General features: G+C 71.2%; 15 protein-coding genes. 9 read left to right on the top strand and 6 right to left on the bottom strand.

The features are described from left to right. Positions 1-9 precede the first annotated feature (9 nt). Both ABZ883_RS09950 and ABZ883_RS09945 read left to right on the top strand, forming a co-directional pair. The gene (locus ABZ883_RS09950; protein WP_360904463.1) at positions 10-2,823 is read left to right on the top strand and encodes a transglycosylase domain-containing protein; all 2,814 of its coding nucleotides are present in this window, start codon (positions 10-12) and stop codon (positions 2,821-2,823) included. Between the two features lie 133 nt (positions 2,824-2,956). Continuing rightward, positions 2,957-4,522 (top strand): glycosyltransferase 87 family protein, encoded by a 1,566-nt coding sequence (locus tag ABZ883_RS09945; protein ID WP_360904460.1) that lies wholly within the window; start codon positions 2,957-2,959, stop codon positions 4,520-4,522. Positions 4,523-4,592: 70 nt separating this feature from the next. Here the strand turns inward: ABZ883_RS09945 and ABZ883_RS09940 are convergent, their stop codons facing one another. The 3 genes from ABZ883_RS09940 to ABZ883_RS09930 form a co-directional block, all read right to left on the bottom strand. Further along, positions 4,593-5,624 (bottom strand): alanine racemase, encoded by a 1,032-nt coding sequence (locus tag ABZ883_RS09940; protein ID WP_360904457.1) that lies wholly within the window; start codon positions 5,622-5,624, stop codon positions 4,593-4,595. Positions 5,625-5,667: 43 nt separating this feature from the next. Beyond that, positions 5,668-6,789, bottom strand: coding sequence for a peptidoglycan bridge formation glycyltransferase FemA/FemB family protein (locus ABZ883_RS09935; RefSeq protein ID WP_360904454.1), 1,122 nt, complete (start codon positions 6,787-6,789; stop codon positions 5,668-5,670). 194 nt (positions 6,790-6,983) lie between these two features. Then, on the bottom strand, positions 6,984-7,328 hold the full coding sequence (locus tag ABZ883_RS09930; protein ID WP_360904451.1) for a hypothetical protein: 345 nt from the start codon (positions 7,326-7,328) through the stop codon (positions 6,984-6,986). A 290-nt stretch (positions 7,329-7,618) separates the two neighbouring features. On the opposite strand from ABZ883_RS09930, the gene rpsF reads away from it, so the two are divergent. From rpsF to rplI, 4 genes are all read left to right on the top strand, one after another. Next, entirely contained in the window at positions 7,619-7,909 is a 291-nt protein-coding gene (gene rpsF, locus ABZ883_RS09925; protein WP_319663375.1) for a 30S ribosomal protein S6, read from the top strand. Between the two features lie 62 nt (positions 7,910-7,971). Then, on the top strand, positions 7,972-8,562 hold the full coding sequence (locus ABZ883_RS09920) for a single-stranded DNA-binding protein (RefSeq protein WP_360904448.1): 591 nt from the start codon (positions 7,972-7,974) through the stop codon (positions 8,560-8,562). A 41-nt stretch (positions 8,563-8,603) separates the two neighbouring features. Continuing rightward, positions 8,604-8,840, top strand: a complete 237-nt coding sequence (gene rpsR / locus ABZ883_RS09915) for a 30S ribosomal protein S18 (protein ID WP_026250812.1) — start codon at positions 8,604-8,606, stop codon at positions 8,838-8,840. Between the two features lie 17 nt (positions 8,841-8,857). Further along, the gene (gene rplI, locus ABZ883_RS09910; protein ID WP_360904444.1) at positions 8,858-9,307 is read left to right on the top strand and encodes a 50S ribosomal protein L9; all 450 of its coding nucleotides are present in this window, start codon (positions 8,858-8,860) and stop codon (positions 9,305-9,307) included. Between the two features lie 78 nt (positions 9,308-9,385). Here rplI and ABZ883_RS09905 read toward each other — a convergent pair whose 3' ends face one another. Next, positions 9,386-10,729 carry an MATE family efflux transporter gene (locus ABZ883_RS09905; protein ID WP_360904441.1) on the bottom strand — a complete coding sequence of 448 codons (1,344 nt, stop codon included), beginning with the start codon at positions 10,727-10,729 and terminating at the stop codon, positions 9,386-9,388. A gap of 452 nt (positions 10,730-11,181) precedes the next feature. On the opposite strand from ABZ883_RS09905, the gene dnaB reads away from it, so the two are divergent. After that, a complete protein-coding gene (dnaB, locus tag ABZ883_RS09900) occupies positions 11,182-12,651 on the top strand; it encodes a replicative DNA helicase (protein WP_360904438.1) in 1,470 nt (489 codons plus the stop codon). A 116-nt stretch (positions 12,652-12,767) separates the two neighbouring features. Here dnaB and ABZ883_RS09895 read toward each other — a convergent pair whose 3' ends face one another. Beyond that, the gene (locus ABZ883_RS09895) at positions 12,768-14,099 is read right to left on the bottom strand and encodes a hypothetical protein (protein WP_360904435.1); all 1,332 of its coding nucleotides are present in this window, start codon (positions 14,097-14,099) and stop codon (positions 12,768-12,770) included. Between the two features lie 250 nt (positions 14,100-14,349). On the opposite strand from ABZ883_RS09895, the gene ABZ883_RS09890 reads away from it, so the two are divergent. Continuing rightward, positions 14,350-15,843 (top strand): hypothetical protein, encoded by a 1,494-nt coding sequence (locus ABZ883_RS09890; protein WP_360904432.1) that lies wholly within the window; start codon positions 14,350-14,352, stop codon positions 15,841-15,843. 73 nt (positions 15,844-15,916) lie between these two features. On the opposite strand, the gene ABZ883_RS09885 is transcribed toward ABZ883_RS09890, so the two are convergent. Next, positions 15,917-16,816: a GNAT family N-acetyltransferase gene (locus tag ABZ883_RS09885; protein ID WP_360904429.1), complete on the bottom strand. Its 900-nt coding sequence runs from the start codon at positions 16,814-16,816 to the stop codon at positions 15,917-15,919. Between the two features lie 83 nt (positions 16,817-16,899). On the opposite strand from ABZ883_RS09885, the gene ABZ883_RS09880 reads away from it, so the two are divergent. Next, on the top strand, positions 16,900-17,772 hold the full coding sequence (locus tag ABZ883_RS09880; protein WP_360904426.1) for a LysR family transcriptional regulator: 873 nt from the start codon (positions 16,900-16,902) through the stop codon (positions 17,770-17,772). Positions 17,773-17,805 lie beyond the last annotated feature (33 nt).

Here is a 17,805-nt window from a genome sequence, read left to right as displayed (position 1 = left end):
TAGCTGTTCATGAGCGAGCACCGTCGCAAGCCGCCGCAGACGCCGCCCGGCGGCGGCCGCGCAGCCGCCCGGCGCGGCGCGCAGCAGCAACCCCCGCCGCCAGGAGGCCGGCGGGAAGCGCCGCCATCGCAGTCGTACGGCACGCGCGGACCCGGTCCGGCCCAGGGCACGGGCGGCGCTCCGCGTCAGCAGCCCCCCCGGGGCGGCGCCGCCGCGGGTCAGGGCGGACGGCCGTCCGGCCCGGGCCAGGGGGCACGTCAGAGCGCCGGCCACGGCGCGGTCCCGGGCCCGGGAGCGGGTCAGGGCGGCCGCCGGGGCGGGGGCGAGCCCGCGTACCAGGGGCGCGCCGCCGCACGCCGCGCGGCCCAGGCCAACCAGAAGGGCGGCCGTCGCCGCACCGCGGAGGCGGGCGCCGGGGGCGGGCGCGGGGGCGGCGGCCAGCCGCCGAAGAAGCGCATCCTCGACTACCCCCGCTGGGGCAGGGACGGCTGGCAGCGCTGGGTGCCGTCCTGGAAGCTCGTGTCGGGTCTGTGCGTCTTCTTCTTCGGCAGCCTGGTGGCGGCCGCGGGCATCGGTTACGCGATGGTCGGCATCCCCGACGAGAACGACGCCGCCAAGTCGCAGAACAACGTGTTCTTCTGGGCCAACGGCGACCGCATGGTGGCGACCGGCACCGGCGCCAACCGGCAGAACGTCACGCTCGCCGAGATCCCGAAGTCGATGCAGTACGCGGTCATCTCCGCGGAGAACAAGAGCTTCGAGAAGGACTCCGGCGTCGACCCCATGGGTATCGGCCGCGCGCTGTTCAACATGGCCAAGGGCGGTGACGCGCAGGGTGGTTCCACGATCACCCAGCAGTACGTCAAGAACACCTACCTGAGCCAGGAGCAGACGGTCAGCCGTAAGTTCAAGGAGCTCTTCATCTCCATAAAGGTGGGGACGAAGCTCAGCAAGGACCAGATCCTCCAGGGCTACCTGAACACCGCGTACTACGGGCGCGGTGCCTACGGCATCCAGGCGGCGGCCCAGACCTACTACGGCAAGGACGCCGAGAAGCTCACGGACAGCCAGTGCGCCTTCCTCGCCGCGCTGCTCAAGGGCCCCACGTACTACGACCCGGCCGGCGCCACGAGCCTCGACCCGATCGCGACGCCCGAGACGAACCGGAAGAACTCCGAGGAGCGCTGGCGCTGGATCCTCGGTGAGATGTACAAGGACGGCCACCTGACCAAGGACCTGTACGACAAGGCCGTCGCCAAGTACCCCGACCCGCAGGGCCTGAAGGCCACGCCGGGCATGGTCGGCCAGACCAGCTACCTGGTGGACACCGCCAAGAACTACGTGCTCAGCCACTCCAAGATCAGCCGGGCCGAGCTCGACCAGGGCGGCTACCAGATCTACACGACCTTCGAGAAGCCGAAGGTGGACGCGCTGACCCGGGCGGTCGCCCAGGTCGAGAAGGACAACCTCGACCCGAAGCACCGGGAGAAGGACAAGTACGTCCAGTTCGGCGCGGCCTCGGTGAAGCCGAACGACGGCGCGATCGTCGCGATCTACGGCGGCGCCGGCTTCGAGAACAACCACTTCACCAACAACGCCAACACCTCGGGTGTCCCCGTCGGTTCGACGTGGAAGCCGTTCGTGCTCGCCGCCGCCATGGAGTACGGCACGTACCGCAGCGGGGGCGAAGGCATCTCGCCGATGAGCAAGTACAACGGCAACGACCATTTGAGGATCAAGAACAACGACGGCAGCTGGGTCCTGAAGAAGGACAACACGCCCTTCTACCAGGAGAACGAGGACCCGACTCGCTGGGGCTACATCACACTGCGCAAGGCGATGGAGAAGTCCATCAACACGCCCTTCGTGCAGCTCGGCATGGACGTCGGCATGGACAAGGTGGCCTCGGTCGCCGAGAAGGCCGGCATCCTCAAGGAGTCGCTGGCCGGCCGGAACGCCTCGTTCGCCCTGGGTACCTCGACCCCGAGCGCCGTCCGCATGGCCGACGCCTACGCGACCTTCGCCGCCTCGGGCCAGCACGTCGAGCCGTACTCGGTGACGGCGGTCAAGCAGGGCGGCGTGGAGGTGCCCGGCTTCGACAAGCCGAAGCCCACCGAGGCCATGCCGTCGGAGGTGGCGGACAACGTCACCGACACGCTGGAGAACGTGATCCAGAAGGGTACGGGTACGAACGCCCTGGCGCTGGGCCGTACGGCGGCGGGCAAGACCGGTACGACCGACAGCAACAAGTCGGCCTGGTTCGTCGGCTACACCAAGCAGCTGTCGACCTCGGTCGCGATGTTCCGCGAGAACCCGAAGACCCACAGCCTGCTCTCCATGAACGGCACGGCGGGTGTGGCGTCCATCCACGGTGGTGACATCCCGACCAAGGTCTGGACCGAGTACATGAAGGCGGCGCTCAAGGGCACGCAGGACGTCCCCTTCCCGAAGCCGGTCAAGATCGGCGACATCCACGACGAGCTGGGCGCGCCGCCGTCGTCGAGCCCGTCCGCGTCGTCCACGCCGACCGAGAGCGCGAGCACGCCGCCGACTCCGACGTTCACGCCGCCCACCGAGTCGCCCACCGCGACGGCGACCGAGACCTGCCGAGGGTTCTTCGGCTGCCAGAACGGCGGTGGCGGCAACGGCGGTGGCGGCAACGGCGGTAACGGCGGCGGTAACGGCGGCGGTGGCAACGGCGGCGGGGCCAATGGCGGCGCCGACGGCGGAGGCACGGACGGCGGGGCCTCCGGCACACCGAGCACGACACCGACCTCCACCAGTACCAAGGGCACCGGCCTCTTCCAGGGTGCCACCGGCTGAGGCCCCGTCCGGGGACCACACCCGCACCGATCCGCGGCCGCGGAGGGCGTCACGCCCTCCGCGGCCGCGGCCGTTCGCGATCGCGTCGGGATCGGGACAGCCCCCGCTCAGCCGCGTAGGGCAGGATGTCCGCATGACGAGCGTGCGCGAAGACCACCACCGGGAGGCCGGGGCGGCCGACGAGGCCCGGGAGGCCGAGGAGGTCGTGCCTCCGACGGAGGAGGACCCGGTCGCCCGGGCCGGTAGCGAGGTCATCGGGGGGCCGCTGGGGCGGTTCGCCGCCGTGGGGCAGCGCGGGTGGTGGAACCCGCTGCGGGTGATCGTGCTGGTGGCGATCGGGATGTTCGCGCTCGGCATGGTGCAGAAGCTGCCCTGCTACGACAGCGGCTGGTTCTTCGGCGCGAACGCGCAGTACAGCCACGCCTGCTACTCGGACATCCCGCACCTGTACTACGGGCGCGGCTTCGCCGACGACCTGGTGCCGTACTTCGACCGCATCCCGGACACGGTCTCCGGCGGCATGGGGTACCTGGAGTACCCGGTCCTGACCGGTGTCTTCATGGAGGTCGCCTCCTGGCTGACCCCGCACGGCGGCACGATCCAGCACCGCGAGCAGATCTACTGGCTGGTCAACGCGGGGATGCTGATGGCGTGCACCGCGGTCATCGCGGTCTGCGTGGCCCGCACCAACCGCCGCCGCCCCTGGGACGCGCTGCTGGTCGCCCTGGCACCCGCGTTCGCGCTGAACGCGACGATCAACTGGGACCTGTTCGCGGTGGCCCTGGCCGCGGCCGGGATGATGCTGTGGTCCCGCAGCCGCCCGCTGGCCGCCGGCATCCTGATCGGCCTGGCGACGGCCGCCAAGCTGTACCCGGTGCTCCTGCTGTGGCCGCTGTTCGTGCTGGCCCTGCGGGCCGGGAGACTCAGGGCGTGGAGCGTCACCCTGGCCGGGGCCGCGGGCGCCTGGGTCGTGGTGAACCTTCCGGTGATGCTGCTCGCCTGGGACGGCTGGGTGAAGTTCTACACCTTCAGCCAGGAGCGGGGTGTCGACTACGGCTCGTTCTGGCTGGCGCTCACGCAGACGACCGGCCTCTCGATCGACCAGTCCGTGGTGAACACCTCGGTCGCGGTGCTGATGGTGGTGCTGACGCTCGGCATCGGACTGCTGGCGCTGTGGGCGCCGCGGCGGCCGCGCTTCGCCCAGCTGGCCTTCCTGATCGTGGCGGCCTTCGTCCTGACCAACAAGGTCTACTCACCGCAGTACGTGCTGTGGCTGGTGCCGCTCGCCGCGCTCGCCAGGCCGCGCTGGCGCGACTTCCTGATCTGGCAGGCCGCCGAGGTCATGTACTTCCTCGGCATCTGGTTCTACCTGGCGTACACCACGGGCGGCGGCAACAAGGGGCTGCCGATGGAGGGCTACGACCTCGCCATCGCGGTGCACCTGGTGGGGACGCTCTACCTGTGCGCGGTCGTCGTCCGCGACGTGCTCCTCCCCGAGCGCGACCCGGTCCGCCGGGACGGCTCGGACGACCCTTCCGGCGGTGTACTGGACGGGGCGAGGGACAAGTTCTCCCTGGGCGGCTCGGGCCACCGTGCGCGCCACGCCGCCCCGTTCGCCGGCCCGGAGGCCGCGTACGGGCCCGGGACGCCGGTCCAGCAGCCCGTGCGCTGGGGAGTGGACCCGAACCCGCCCGCCTGATCCCCCGGCGCTCCTGAGGCCCTCGCAGCCCTTCGCGGCGCGGGGGCCTCCTTGTGCCCGGAGCCCGGCGTCAGCGGTCGACGACGCGGTCGAACTGGGTCGTCGTGTGCCGCAGATGGGCCACCAGCTCGTCCCCGACGGCGGGCGGGGCCACGTCGCCCGGCAGGAAGAGGATCGACACCTGCATGTGCGGCGGCTCGGCGAACCAGCGCTGCTTGCCCGCCCACACGAACGGCGACAGGTTGCGGTTGATGGTGGCGAGGCCCGCCCGGGCGACGCCCTTGGCCCGCGGCATGACGCCGTGCATGGCCTTGGGTGCCTCCAGGCCCACCCCGTGGGAGGTGCCGCCCGCCACGACCACCAGGTGGCCGTCCTCGCCCGCCTTCTGCTGGCGGTAGCCGAAGCGCTCGCCCTTGGCGACACGGGTGACGTCCAGGACCGCGCCGCGGTACTCGGTGGCCTCGTGGTCGCCGAGCCAGAGCCGGGTGCCGATGCGGGCGCGGAAGCGCGTCTGCGGGAACTGGGTGCGCAGCCGCTCCAGCTCGCCCGCCTTGAGGTGGCTGACGAACAGCGTGTGCAGCGGCAGCCGGGCCGCGCGCAGCCGCTCCATCCAGGTGAAGACCTCCTCCACCGCGTCGGAGCCGTCCGTGCGGTCCAGCGGCAGGTGGATGGCGAAGCCCTCCAGGCGGACGTCGTCGATGGCCGAGTGCAGCTTGACGAGGTCGTCCTCGCTCACGCCGTGGCGCTTCATGCTGCTCATGACCTCGATGACGACCCGCGCGCCGACCAGGCCGCGCACGCCCTCCACCGACGAGACGGACCTGATGGCGCGGTCCGGCAGCGGTACCGGCTCCTCGCCCAGCCGGTACGGGGTGAGAACGAGCAGGTCGCCGCCGAACAGGTCCTTGATCTGCGCGGCCTCGTACGTCGTGCCGACCGCCAGGATGTCCGCGCCCAGGCGGATGGCCTCCTCCGCCAGGCGCTCGTGGCCGAAGCCGTATCCGTTGCCCTTGCAGACCGGGATCAGCCCCGGGAACTGCTCCGCCACGGACTGCTGGTGCGCGCGCCAGCGCACGGTGTCGACGTACAGGGAGAGCGCCATCGCGAGTGGGGTGGCCTTTCGGGTCGGCGGACGGACGGGCGGGTCAGCGACGCGACATGTAGATGTCGAGCGCCTTGTGGAGCAGCTTGTTGAGCGGGAAGTCCCACTCGCCCAAGTATTCGGCAGCCTGCCCGCCGGTGCCCACCTTGAACTGGATGAGCCCGAAGAGGTGGTCGCTCTCGTCCAGGGAGTCGCTGATGCCGCGCAGGTCGTACACGCTCGCGCCGAGCGCGTAGGCGTCCCGCAGCATGCGCCACTGCATGGCGTTGCTGGGCCGCACCTCGCGCTTGTGGTTGGCGGAGGCCCCGTAGGAGTACCAGACGTGCCGGCCGACGACGAGCATCGTGGCGGCGGCGACCGCCTCGCCCTCGTGCGTGGCGAAGTACAGGCGCATGCGGTTGGGGTCCTCGGCGTTGAGCACCTGCCACATGCGCTGGAAGTACGACAGCGGGCGGGGCCGGAAGTGGTCGCGCTCGGCCGTCACCTCGTACAGCTGCTGCCAGACCGCGAGGTCGTCGTAGCCGCCCTGGACGACCTCGACGCCGAGCTTCTCGGCTTTCTTGATGTTGCGGCGCCAGAGCTGGTTGAAGCCCTTCTGGACGTCGTCCAGGCTGCGGTCCTCGAGCGGGACCTGGAAGACGTAGCGCGGCTGCACGTCGCCGAAGCCGGCGCCGCCGTCCTCGCCCTGCTGCCAGCCCATGCGGCGCAGGCGGTCGGCCACCTCGAAGGCGCGGGGCTCGATGAAGGTCGCCTCGACGTCGCGCAGGCGCTTGACGTCCGGATCGGCGATGCCCGCCTTGATGGCGTTCGCGTCCCAGCGGCGGATCACCACGGGCGGGCCCATCTTCACGGAGAACGCGCCCTGCTGCTTCAGATGCGCGAGCATCGGGCGCAGCCAGTCCTCCAGGTTGGGCGCGTACCAGTTGATCACCGGGCCCTCGGGCAGGTACGCCAGGTACCGCTTCACCTTGGGCAGCTGCCGGTACAGGACCAGGCCCGCGCCGACCAGTTCACCGGTCCTGTCGTCGAACCAGCCCAGGTTCTCCGAGCGCCATTCGGTCTTGACGTCCGCCCAGGCGGGGACCTGGCAGTGGCTCGCCGAGGGCAGGCTCTGGATGTACGCCAGGTGCTGTTCCCGACTGATGGTCCTCAGGGTCAAGCTCATGCGGGGCGCTCCCCATCGCTGCTGCGGCTAAGGCGTCTCTGTCTGCACTACTACTGCGCCGAAGCCTACTGCGAACGGCGAACGCCCCTGCGAGGGCTGTGGACAACCGGAGGCCGCGGCTCGGGCTCGGACGGCCCGGAGCCGGGCCTGGGGCGGTCCCGCGGCCGATGTCGCGGGACGGCGCTGCGTGCTCGCTATCCGCCCACCACTCCGCCGAAGAGTCCGCCGTGGGCCATTCCGATGTAGAAGCCGATGCCGGCCAGGCCCATCCCGATGATGAAGACGAAGCGCTCCGCGGTGGTGACCGAGCGGTACTGCCCGTAGGCGCCGACCAGGAGCCCGATGAGGCCGGCCCAGGAGCTCAGCAGGTGCAGTCCGCTCCAGAAGGCGGCGATGGAGGCCAGCAGGCCCAGTACGAGCGTCGCTACGGCGAGGCCGTTCTCCACCGGGTGCGGCCGGCCGTCGCTGTTGAACGTGAACCGGGAGAGCCGGAAACGGTGGTGGTGGGCGTCGGTGGTGGGTCGTACTGCCTGTGCCATGGGGCACCTCCGTGATGGAGAAGTGGCGCATCGTAGCGCCGGACACACCCGATGTGTACAGATTGCGGGCTTCCACCGGCGGATTTCAACCGGAAGCACAGGGCCGGGTAGTGTGTACCGTCTGCACCGGTGTCTGTGCAGGCCCCTGCAACGGTCCGCAAGGCCTCCGGGATGCGATCCACGGAAGGCCCAGGGCGTTGTCGGTGGCCCGCGATACCGTTGCGACGCGATGCAAACCCTCCTGCCATGGAAACGCCATGGCCGCTGAGTCCGAAGGAGGTGGGTTCCACATGCGTCACTACGAGGTGATGGTGATCCTCGACCCCGATCTCGAGGAGCGTGCTGTCTCCCCGCTGATCGAGAACTTCCTTGGTGTCGTCCGTACGGGCGGCGGCAAGGTCGAGAAGATCGACACCTGGGGCCGTCGTCGTCTCTCTTACGAGATCAAGAAGAAGCCCGAGGGCATCTACTCGGTCATCGACCTCAACGCCACACCTGAGGTCGTCAAGGAGCTCGACCGTCAGATGAACCTGAACGAGTCGGTTCTCCGGACCAAGGTCCTCCGCCCCGAAACCCACTGAGCCTGACGGCTCACGGCATTCGGGATACCGAGCAGCCAAGAAAAGCCGAGAGGTCACCCACCATGGCAGGCGAGACCGTCATCACGGTCGTCGGCAATCTCGTCGACGACCCCGAGCTGCGCTTCACCCCCTCCGGTGCGGCGGTCGCGAAGTTCCGTGTCGCGTCCACCCCCCGCACCTTCGACCGGCAGACCAACGAGTGGAAGGACGGCGAGAGCCTCTTCCTCACGTGCTCGGTCTGGCGGCAGGCGGCGGAGAACGTGGCGGAGTCCCTTCAGAAGGGCATGCGCGTGATCGTGCAGGGCCGGCTGAAGCAGCGGACGTACGACGACCGCGAGGGCGTCAAGCGGACGGTCTACGAGCTGGACGTCGACGAGGTCGGCGCCAGCCTGCGCAGCGCGACCGCCAAGATCACCCGGGCGAGCGGCGGCGGAGCCGGCGGCTCCCGCGGCGGCCAGGGCGGTTACGGCGGCGGCGGTCAGGGTGGAGGTGGCGGCAACTGGGGCGGTGGCTCCGGTGGCGGCCAGGGCGGCGCGCCCGCCGACGACCCCTGGGCGACCAGTGCTCCGGCCGGTGGCGGCCAGGGTGGTGGCGGCAACTGGGGCGGTGGCTCCGGTTCCGGCGGCGGCTACTCGGACGAGCCTCCCTTCTGAGGGCGGCGCACCACACTTCTTGATCACACTGGAGAGAGACAATGGCGAAGCCGCCTGCTCGCAAGCCGAAGAAGAAGGTTTGCGTGTTCTGCAAGGACAAGATCACGTACGTCGACTACAAGGACACGAACCTGCTGCGGAAGTTCATCTCCGACCGCGGCAAGATCCGTGCCCGCCGGGTCACCGGCAACTGCACCCAGCACCAGCGCGACGTCGCCACGGCCGTGAAGAACAGCCGTGAGATGGCGCTGCTGCCCTACACCTCGACCGCTCGCTAAGGAAGGGTGACTGAGCAATGGCGAAGATCATCCTCACCAATGAGGTCAGCGGCCTCGGCGCCGCAGGCGACGTCGTCGAGGTCAAGAGCGGCTACGCCCGCAACTACCTGATCCCCCGCGGTTTCGCGATCGCGTGGACCAAGGGTGGCGAGAAGGACGTCGAGCAGATCCGCCGCGCGCGCCGGATCCGCGAGATCGCGACCATCGAGCAGGCCAACGCCGTCAAGGCGCAGCTCGCCGGTGTCAAGGTCAAGCTGACGACCCGCGCGGGTGACGCCGGCCGTCTGTTCGGTTCGGTGACCCCGGCCGACATCGCCGCCGCCATCAAGGCCGCGGGCGGTCCGGACGTGGACAAGCGCCGTGTCGAGATCGGTTCGCCGATCAAGACGCTGGGCTCGCACAAGGTGTCGGTGCGTCTGCACCCCGAGGTCGAGGCCGGTCTCGACGTCGAGGTCGTCGCGAGCTGACGCCCACCGCGTGAGCGAAGGGCCCGGAACCACGCGGTTCCGGGCCCTTCGCCGTCCGTACCGGCGGTCGGGCTCGGGTCAGGCGCGGACCGCGCCGGTGACGGCCCACTTCCCGGAACGGGCGCGCAGCTGCAGGGTGACGAGCCGGGTCAGCATCATCAGGTCCATCGCCCACCACAGTGCGGTCAGGCCGCCGCCCAGCGTGGGCACGGCCAGCGCGACCGGGGCGAAGACCACCAGGGTGACGATCGTGGAAGCGGCGAGGTAGGCGCCGTCGCCCGCGCCGATCAGCACCCCGTCCAGGACGAAGACAGCGCCGCTGACCGGTTGTGCCAGCGCCGCGACGAGCAGCACCGGGACGAGCGCGGAGTGCACCGAGGGGTCGGAGGTGAACAGTGGCGCGATCAGCGGCCGGCCGACCGCCGTCGCCAGCCCGATCAGGACGCCGGCCACGACGCCCCACTGGACCATGCGGCGGCAGGCGGCCCGGGCGGCCTCCGCGTCGCCGGCCCCCAGATGCCGGCCGATGATCGCCTGCCCCGCGATGGCGAGGGCGTCCAGCGCGTAGGCGGCGAGGGTCCACAGGGCGAAGGTGATCTGGTGGGCGGCTATCGAGACGTCCCCGAGCCGCGCGGCGACGGCCGTGGCGATCATGAGGACGGCGCGCAGGCTCAGTGTGCGGATCAGCAGCGGTGTCCCGGCCTGGGCGCAGGCCCGGATCCCGGCGAGGTCGGGCCGCAGGGAGGCGCCGTGCCGCCGGGCGCCGCGGACGACGACGGCGAGGTAGACGGCCGCCATGGCGTTCTGTGCGATCACGGTGCCCCAGGCGGAGCCGGCGATGCCGAAGCCGGCGCCGTAGACCAGCAGCACATTGAGCGCGGCGTTCGCGGCGAAGCCGCCGACGGCCACCTGGAGCGGGGTCCTGGTGTTCTGCAGGCCCCGCAGGACGCCGGTCGCGGCGAGGACGACGAGCATCGCGGGGATGCCGAGTGCGCTGATCCGCAGATAGGTGACGGCGTACGGGGCGGCGGTGCCGGACGCGCCGAACAGGCCCGTGAGGGCGGGTGCGGCCGGGACGGTCACGGCGACGGCCGCGACGCTGATCAGCAGGGCGAGCCAGATGCCGTCCATGCCCTGCCGGATCGCGGCGGGCAGGTCGCCCGCGCCGACCCGGCGGGCCACGGCGGCGGTGGTGGCGTAGGCGAGGAAGACGAAGACACCGACGACGGTGGTGAGGAGCGCGCCGGCCACACCGAGGCCGGCCAGTTGGGCGGTGCCGAGGTGACCGACGATCGAGCTGTCGACGAGGAGGAAGAGCGGTTCTGCGACCAGGGCGCCGAAGGCGGGGAGGGCGAGGCCGAAGATCTCGCGGTCGTGGCGGCGGGCGGACTGCTGACGGGAGAACTCGGCGGTCTGAGGCACGCGGCCAGGGTAATCATCCACATGTAATAGCCGCAAGGTGACTTCGTCCATTACCTGTCGCTGCGCAGGGTGATCTGCTCCGCGTCGTTTGTCGCGATCTTGAGCCGAAGGGGGAAGTTTTTCTTGTCCACAGCGGGTGGATGAAGAAAGCCCAGGTCAGAGCCGTGATCATTGGGTGATTGTGTGCTTGTCCACGTCACTGTCCCCCGGCCTGTACACAGCTTGGGCGGGCTTCTCCACAGGCGGAGCCGTTTCTTCAACAGGTCGTCCCCAGCCCCTGTGGATAACCGTCTTGGCTCCGGGCCCCGCAGACCCCTACCGTGGGGCGTCGCCCGACGTGCCACAGGCGTGCGCGGGCGTCTCGACTGCATAGAACTGTCAGAGCGATGGCGTAGGAAAGAAGCGCCGCGCAGCGCGAGCGGTGCGCGTCCACGGGAGGAGGTGGCAGGGGGGTGAGCCAGCCCGAACCCGCGGAGGACCACTGGGGAGGCGAGCCGCCCTTCCCGCCGGACGGCCCCGGCGACCGGCAGCCCGTCGCCCGTTTCCGCCGCAAGGACGACCGCGATCACGATCGCGACGAGGACCGCGGGGGCGGCGGCTTCGAGCGCGTCCCCCCGCAGGACCTGGACGCCGAGATGTCGGTGCTGGGCGGCATGCTGCTGTCCAAGGACGCCATCGCCGACGTCGTGGAGGTCCTCAAGGGCGCCGACTTCTACCGTCCCGCGCACGAGACGGTCTACGCGGCGATCCTCGACCTGTACGCGCGCGGCGAACCCGCCGACCCCATCACCGTGGCCGCCGAGCTCACCAAGCGCGGCGAACTCACCCGCGTCGGCGGCTCCCCCTATCTGCACAGCCTCGTCAACGCGGTGCCCACCGCCGCCAACGCCGAGTACTACGCCGAGATCGTGCACGAACGCGCGGTCCTGCGGCGCCTGGTCGAGGCCGGCACCCGCATCACGCAGATGGGATACGCGGCCGACGGCGACGTCGACGAGATCGTCAACTCCGCGCAGGCCGAGATCTACGCCGTCACCGAGCAGCGCACCAGCGAGGACTACCTGCCGCTCTCCGAGATCATGGAGGGCGCCCTCGACGAGATCGAGGCCATCGGCTCCCGCAGCGGCCAGATGTCCGGCGTGCCCACCGGCTTCGCCGACCTGGACTCCCTCACCAACGGCCTGCACCCGGGCCAGATGATCGTCATCGCCGCCCGTCCCGCGATGGGCAAGTCCACGCTCGCGCTGGACTTCGCCCGCGCGTGCTCGGTCAGCAGCGGCATGCCGAGCGTCTTCTTCTCCCTCGAAATGGGCCGCAACGAGATCGCGATGCGCCTGCTGTCCGCCGAGGCCCGCGTGGCGCTGCACCACATGCGCTCCGGCAACATGACCGACGACGACTGGACCCGGCTCGCCCGCCGGATGCCGGACGTCTCCGCGGCCCCCCTCTACATCGACGACTCCCCGAACCTGTCGATGATGGAGATCCGCGCCAAGTGCCGCCGCCTGAAGCAGCGCAACGACCTGCGCCTGGTCGTCATCGACTACCTCCAGCTGATGCAGGCGGGCGGCTCGCGCCGTCCCGAGAGCCGCCAGCAGGAGGTCTCCGACATGTCCCGGAACCTCAAGCTCCTCGCCAAGGAGCTGGAAGTGCCGGTCATCGCCCTCTCCCAGCTGAACCGCGGTCCCGAACAGCGCACGGACAAGCGGCCGATGGTCAGCGACCTGCGCGAGTCGGGCTCCATCGAGCAGGACGCCGACATGGTGATCCTGCTGCACCGCGAGGACGCCTACGAGAAGGAGTCGCCGCGCGCCGGCGAGGCCGACCTGATCGTCGCCAAGCACCGCAACGGCCCCACGGCGACGATCACCGTCGCCTTCCAGGGCCACTACTCGCGTTTCGTGGACATGGCCCAGACCTGACGCGAAAGGCGCTCCTGGAGCCCGCGGGGCAGCGGGGCCCCGGCACGTGCCCGGCCCACCGGAAGGCGGCCGAGGGCTCGCCTGCCCGGTGGGCCGGGGTCACGGAGGAGAGGTCGTCAGGACACGTCGACGAAGTCGGCGGTGCCGTGGGAAGTGCGCATCGTGGTGGTGCCGTTGAAGACGGGCATCCAGCTGCCGTCCTGGGCGGCGGTGAGCTTCTTGGTGAAGCGGCCGGCCGCGTCAGTGGTGGCGTAACCGCTGTACGACCACTTGGTGCTGCCCTTGGGCTGGAAGAACAGCGAGACGCGCTGTCCGGGGACGGGCTTGGTGGTGGTGCCGGACTTGCGGTCCAGCACGCCCGTGGCGGTGATGGCCGCGCCCTTGCGGACCGGCTCGGGAGAGGCGTTGAAGCCGTAGATGGCGGTGCTGTCGTACAGGAGGCAGGCGGGCTTCGCGCCGGTGGGGCGGGTGGCCGTGAACTTGGCGCCGGGGAAGAAGGTGTTGGGGCCGGCCCCCGGGTACTGACCCGCGAACAGCTCGTGCTTGCCGGCGGCGAAATTGCCGCCCAGGAGCAGCCGGGCGGTGACCACGCGGTGGTCGACGGGCCCGCTGGCCCAGCGGTTGAGGGCGGTCATCTGCCCCGGGAGGAACATGTTGGTGCCGACCCGGTTCCAGGTTCCGAAGAGCGGGTCGCGGATCTCGATGCGGGCGTCGCAGGCGGGCGGGTTCTTGTCCGACCAGCCGGAGTCGATGCCGAAGCCGGCCTCCTTCAGGCGCCAGTCCGCCTTGTACTGCGTGCGGATGTCGAGGGTGAAGCCGACCGCCCGCAGGTCCACCGGCACGGTGGTCGGCAGGCCGAGCACCTTGGGCACCATGCCGCGCACCGCGAGCTCGGCGACCCCGTTGCCGACCAGCGTGCGCGGGCCGCCCTGGTTGTCGGTGCCGCCGCCGAGGCGCGCCCCCACGTTCAGCGTGTGGATCGGCTCCGTCATGCTCGACTGCGGCATGGACACGCGGATCCGGTAGGTGTGGCTGGTGTGCGGCTTCAGGGTCAAGCCGCTCGCCGGTCCCATTTGCCAGTTCAGGTTGACGGGGTACGGCCAATCCGAGGGCTTGGAGCCGAACGGGTAGAGGACCTTGAGCGGCGCCCGGTGCCAGGTGTCGCCGCTGCCGTCCGCCCAGTCCATCAGGACCGAGCCGGCCGGCATCGGGTCCATCCGGTCCATGGTGCTGATGTCCCAGAAGACATGCTGGCCGGTGAGGGTCTTGGAGCTGGGGTTGGCCACGGTGAGCGTGCCCTGCGCCCAGCCCCCCTTGACGGTGACGGCGTTCGGCATCGAGACCTTGACCGAGCCGTCGAGCCACGAGTCCGCCGCTGCCGACGAGGTCATGACGGCACAGGCCGGCAGTCCCACGGCAGCGGCGACCAGCAGGTGCGTGAGTTTCACGTAGGTACTCCGATTGGTGATACGGCGGCAGACCACTGCCGCGCCCCCCGCTCGCACCGGATGAGTGTGCGAGCCAGCACACCTTAACGGTGAAGGCCGACAGCGCACGCAGGGGTTTCCGCACTGCGGGGCGAGCGGAGCGGCGCGGTGGGCGGACGACTGACGGCGCATCGCCTGCCGGCTACAACCTTGGCGTCCGGCCGATGGTCCTACGGGAGTCGCGATCACTTTTTGCTACAGGGGTGGGTTCATGTCGATTCAGCGTGGGCGGATCGGACGGAGCAGTGCGGGGAGATGCGCCGTCGTCGTGGCGGCGGTCCTGGCGGTCGGGATGCCCGGGGTCGCATCCGCCGAGCCCTCGGGAGGCGCCGGGACGGCGGTGCCGGCGTCCGCTTCCGCACTGGCCGGGCAGGGCGCGTACGCCTTCCAGGACCTCGGGCGGAGTGCTCCCGCAGTCGACTGGCAGCACCGCCTGCTGGCGTTCTCGGGCCGGCTCGTGGGGCAGGATCCGGCCGGTGGGCCGGACGTGCCGGTGGCGGGCGGGACCGTCGACATCGTCCAGCGGATCACGCAGTCGGCCGACGGCACGGTCAAGACCGTCGATCTTCCCTTCGCCACCGTCGTCACCGACAAAGAGGGCCGGTTCTCCTCCGCCCCGAAGCGTGTCGCCGCGCGCGACACCCAGGACCAGGTGTACCCGGCCGGCGACTTCACCGTCCGCATGTTCGCGGCCCACCGGATCGACCCCGCCGGCGGAGCGAAGGCGGACAACTGGGACACCGTGGTCGGTTACGAAGACACCCTCGGAAAGGTGTCGAAGGTCCGGCTGGGGACGAAGTTCACCAAGGGCCCGACGGTCGGCGGCAAGCGCGTGGTGACGGCCCAGGGCGTCACGGAACGCCAGGACGGCATCGTGTGGCGGCCCGTCGGCGGCGTTCGCGTGATTGTCACGTACCTCGACAGGGGGAACGTGATGCTCGGGGCGGAACGCCCCTCCGGAGCGGACGGTACGTGGGCGACGTCGATGAACGTCACCATGGACGGGGACCTCGTCGTCGAACCGGACAGGCGCAATCCCGGTGACCCGTTCCTGGACACCGCCAGTGTCCCGGGGAAGGGCATACAGGTCGGGATTCCCGACTACATGACGCTCAGCTCCGGGCCGTACTCGATCACCGCCGACCGGGTGCTCACCGCTTCGTTCACGGTCAAGGGGGCCGGCGACTGCGTGGTCGAGGGCCAGGTGATGGCGCTGCAGCGGTCCGCCGACGGGCGCACCGGATGGCAGCAGGTGGGGACCGGCAGGTCGAACCGCGCCGGCCGGGGTTCGGTGCGGCTCACCGGCGCAGTCGACGGCTACTACCGGTGGTACCACGCGGCGAACGACTTCTGCGTCGCGACGACCGGCTACACCAAGAGGCTCCAGCGCACGGCGACGCGCGTCCAGTCCTTCAACGCCGCTCCCGAACCGGTCAGGAAGGGCGGCAAGCTGGTGATCTCCGGCGTCCTGCAGCACCGGCCCGGCGGCAGGACGTGGACGGTGTACCGCGGCGGCACGGTCGAGGTCTGGCTGCGCGACACGAAGGGGCACTGGACCAAGGCGGGTGTGGTCAAGGCCGACGCGAACGGCCGCTTCCAGAAGACCGTCACCGCGTCCCAGGACGGTTCCTGGCGCGCCGTGCACATCGGTGACGGCACCCACTACAGCACCTGGGGAGCCCTGGACCACGTGGACGTCCGCTGACCTCCTTCTCGCAGCGGACGGCTCTTCCCGAGTCGTCGTGGGGCGCACGGGACTTGTTCTCCGTGCGCCCCGCTCAGCCGAGCGCCACCATCAGCGGTGTGTGACGGCGGGCGTCGTCGCCGGGCAGGGCGCGGTCGCCCAGCACCATCAGGGTGTTGGGGAAGGCGGGCAGGACGCCGTGCCCGGCGGCCCAGCCGGGCAGGGTGTGGCGCAGGGGGTCCTCGGTGCGCAGATCGAGCCGGACGGGGCCCCCGGCGTCGCGGGCGAGCGCCGTGACGAGCCGCCGGGCGCCGGCCGTGGTGTCCGCGACGACCGGGCCCACGACGAGGGTGCCGTCGTTGCGCCAGGCGGAGGCCCAGCCGGTCAGCCTGCCGTCCTCCTCGGTCACCAGGGTGCGTTCGGCGAACCGGGGGAGATCCCGCAGCAGGGGCGAGCGGTCGGCGCCGAACACCTCGGCGTCCAGGGCGAGAAGCGCCGGCAGATCGGCCTCCGTGACGGGGCGCGGGGCGGCCGGGGACCCCGGTGCGGCGGCCGGCGGGCGGAAGGTGCCGCGGTGGGTGACGACGATGCCGACGGCACGGAAGCCGAGCTTCTCGTACAGGGGGCGGCCGCGGTCCGTGGCGTGCAGGGTGACGGTGTCGTCGCCCGCTTCGCCCAGGACGTGCGTCATGATGCGCCGGCCGAGGCCGCGGCCCTCGTAGCGGGCGGCGACGAGCACCATGCTGACGGCGGCCAGGCCGCCCGCGTAGCGGGTGAGGACGGTGGTGGCGGCCAGGCCCCGGCCGTCGGGGGCGTCGATGCCCCAGCCGGTGCCGTGGGTGAGCAGGAAGCGCCACTTGTGCTCCTCGCGGCCCCAGCCGCGGCCGACGGCGAGTTCCGAGCAGGCGGCGAGGTCGGCGGGGCCGAGGCGGCGGACCGGCAGGGCGGCAGGCAGGTGCGGCAAGGGCGGCCGGGGCGGCAGGGGTGCTGTCATACGGGCAGCGTGGCCGGGCGCGGGCGCGCGGCGGGCATAGTTTTCCCCTATGGACATCGGCCGGGGCTGGCTATCCTCCGCCTGTGACGCTGACCTTGCCCGGGTTGCGGGCGTTCGTCGCGGTGGCGCGCACGGGATCGTTCTCGGCGGCCGCGCGGATGCTCCAGGTACGCCAGCCGACCGTCAGCGAGTCGGTGCGCCGGCTGGAGGCGGCGGCGGGGCAGCCGCTGCTGCTGCGCACCCGTGAGCAGGTCCGGCCCACCGACTTCGGCCGCCGGATACTCGCCCACGCGATGGCGGCCGTCGACGCGGCCGACGAGCTGGAGGGGCTGCTGGGCGGGGTCCCGCGGCCGTTCACGGTCGGCTTCCTCGGGGAGGCGGCGGCCGGCAGGACCCGCGACCTGCTGCGGGCGGTGGAGTCCCGGGTCGCCGGTGACGTACGGCTGCGCCGCTACGACGTCGACGAACCGTCGTGCGGACTGCTCACCGGGCAGTCCGATCTGGCCATCGTGTGGCCGCCGTTGGACGCGCCCGGGCTGGAGATGGTGACGATCGCGACCGACCGGCGCTGCGTGGCGCTGCCCGCGAGCGATCCGCTCGCCCGCCGCGCCGAGGTCACCCCGGAGGAGCTGGGCGGCCGCGTGTGGGTGCTGCCGAGGACCGCCGACGCGGCGTACTCCGGCTTCCGGCACCCTGCCGCGGTGGGGGTTGCGGACGTGGCCGGGACGGTCCTGTCCGGGTCGCTGGAGGAGACACTGGAGCTCGTGGCGGCGGGCCGGGGCTGCGCCCTGGCCAGTACGTCCACCGACGAGCACTACGCGCGCTCCCATGTGGTGATCGTGCCGCTCGCCGGGGACGTGCGCTGCACGGTGGCGCTGGCCTGGCGGGCGGCGGACCGCAGGCCCGCGGTGCGCGGGGCGGCGGGGGAGGCGGTACGGCTGTTCGGCGCGGGCTGAGCCGTCGCGTACCGTGCCGGGGTCGGGTGAGGG

The sequence above is a fragment of the Streptomyces sp. NPDC046977 genome, assembly GCF_040644455.1.
Classification (GTDB): Bacteria; Actinomycetota; Actinomycetes; order Streptomycetales; family Streptomycetaceae; genus Actinacidiphila.
Note: the sequence above shows the minus strand (reverse complement) of the source record. Positions and strands in the feature narration are given on the sequence as shown.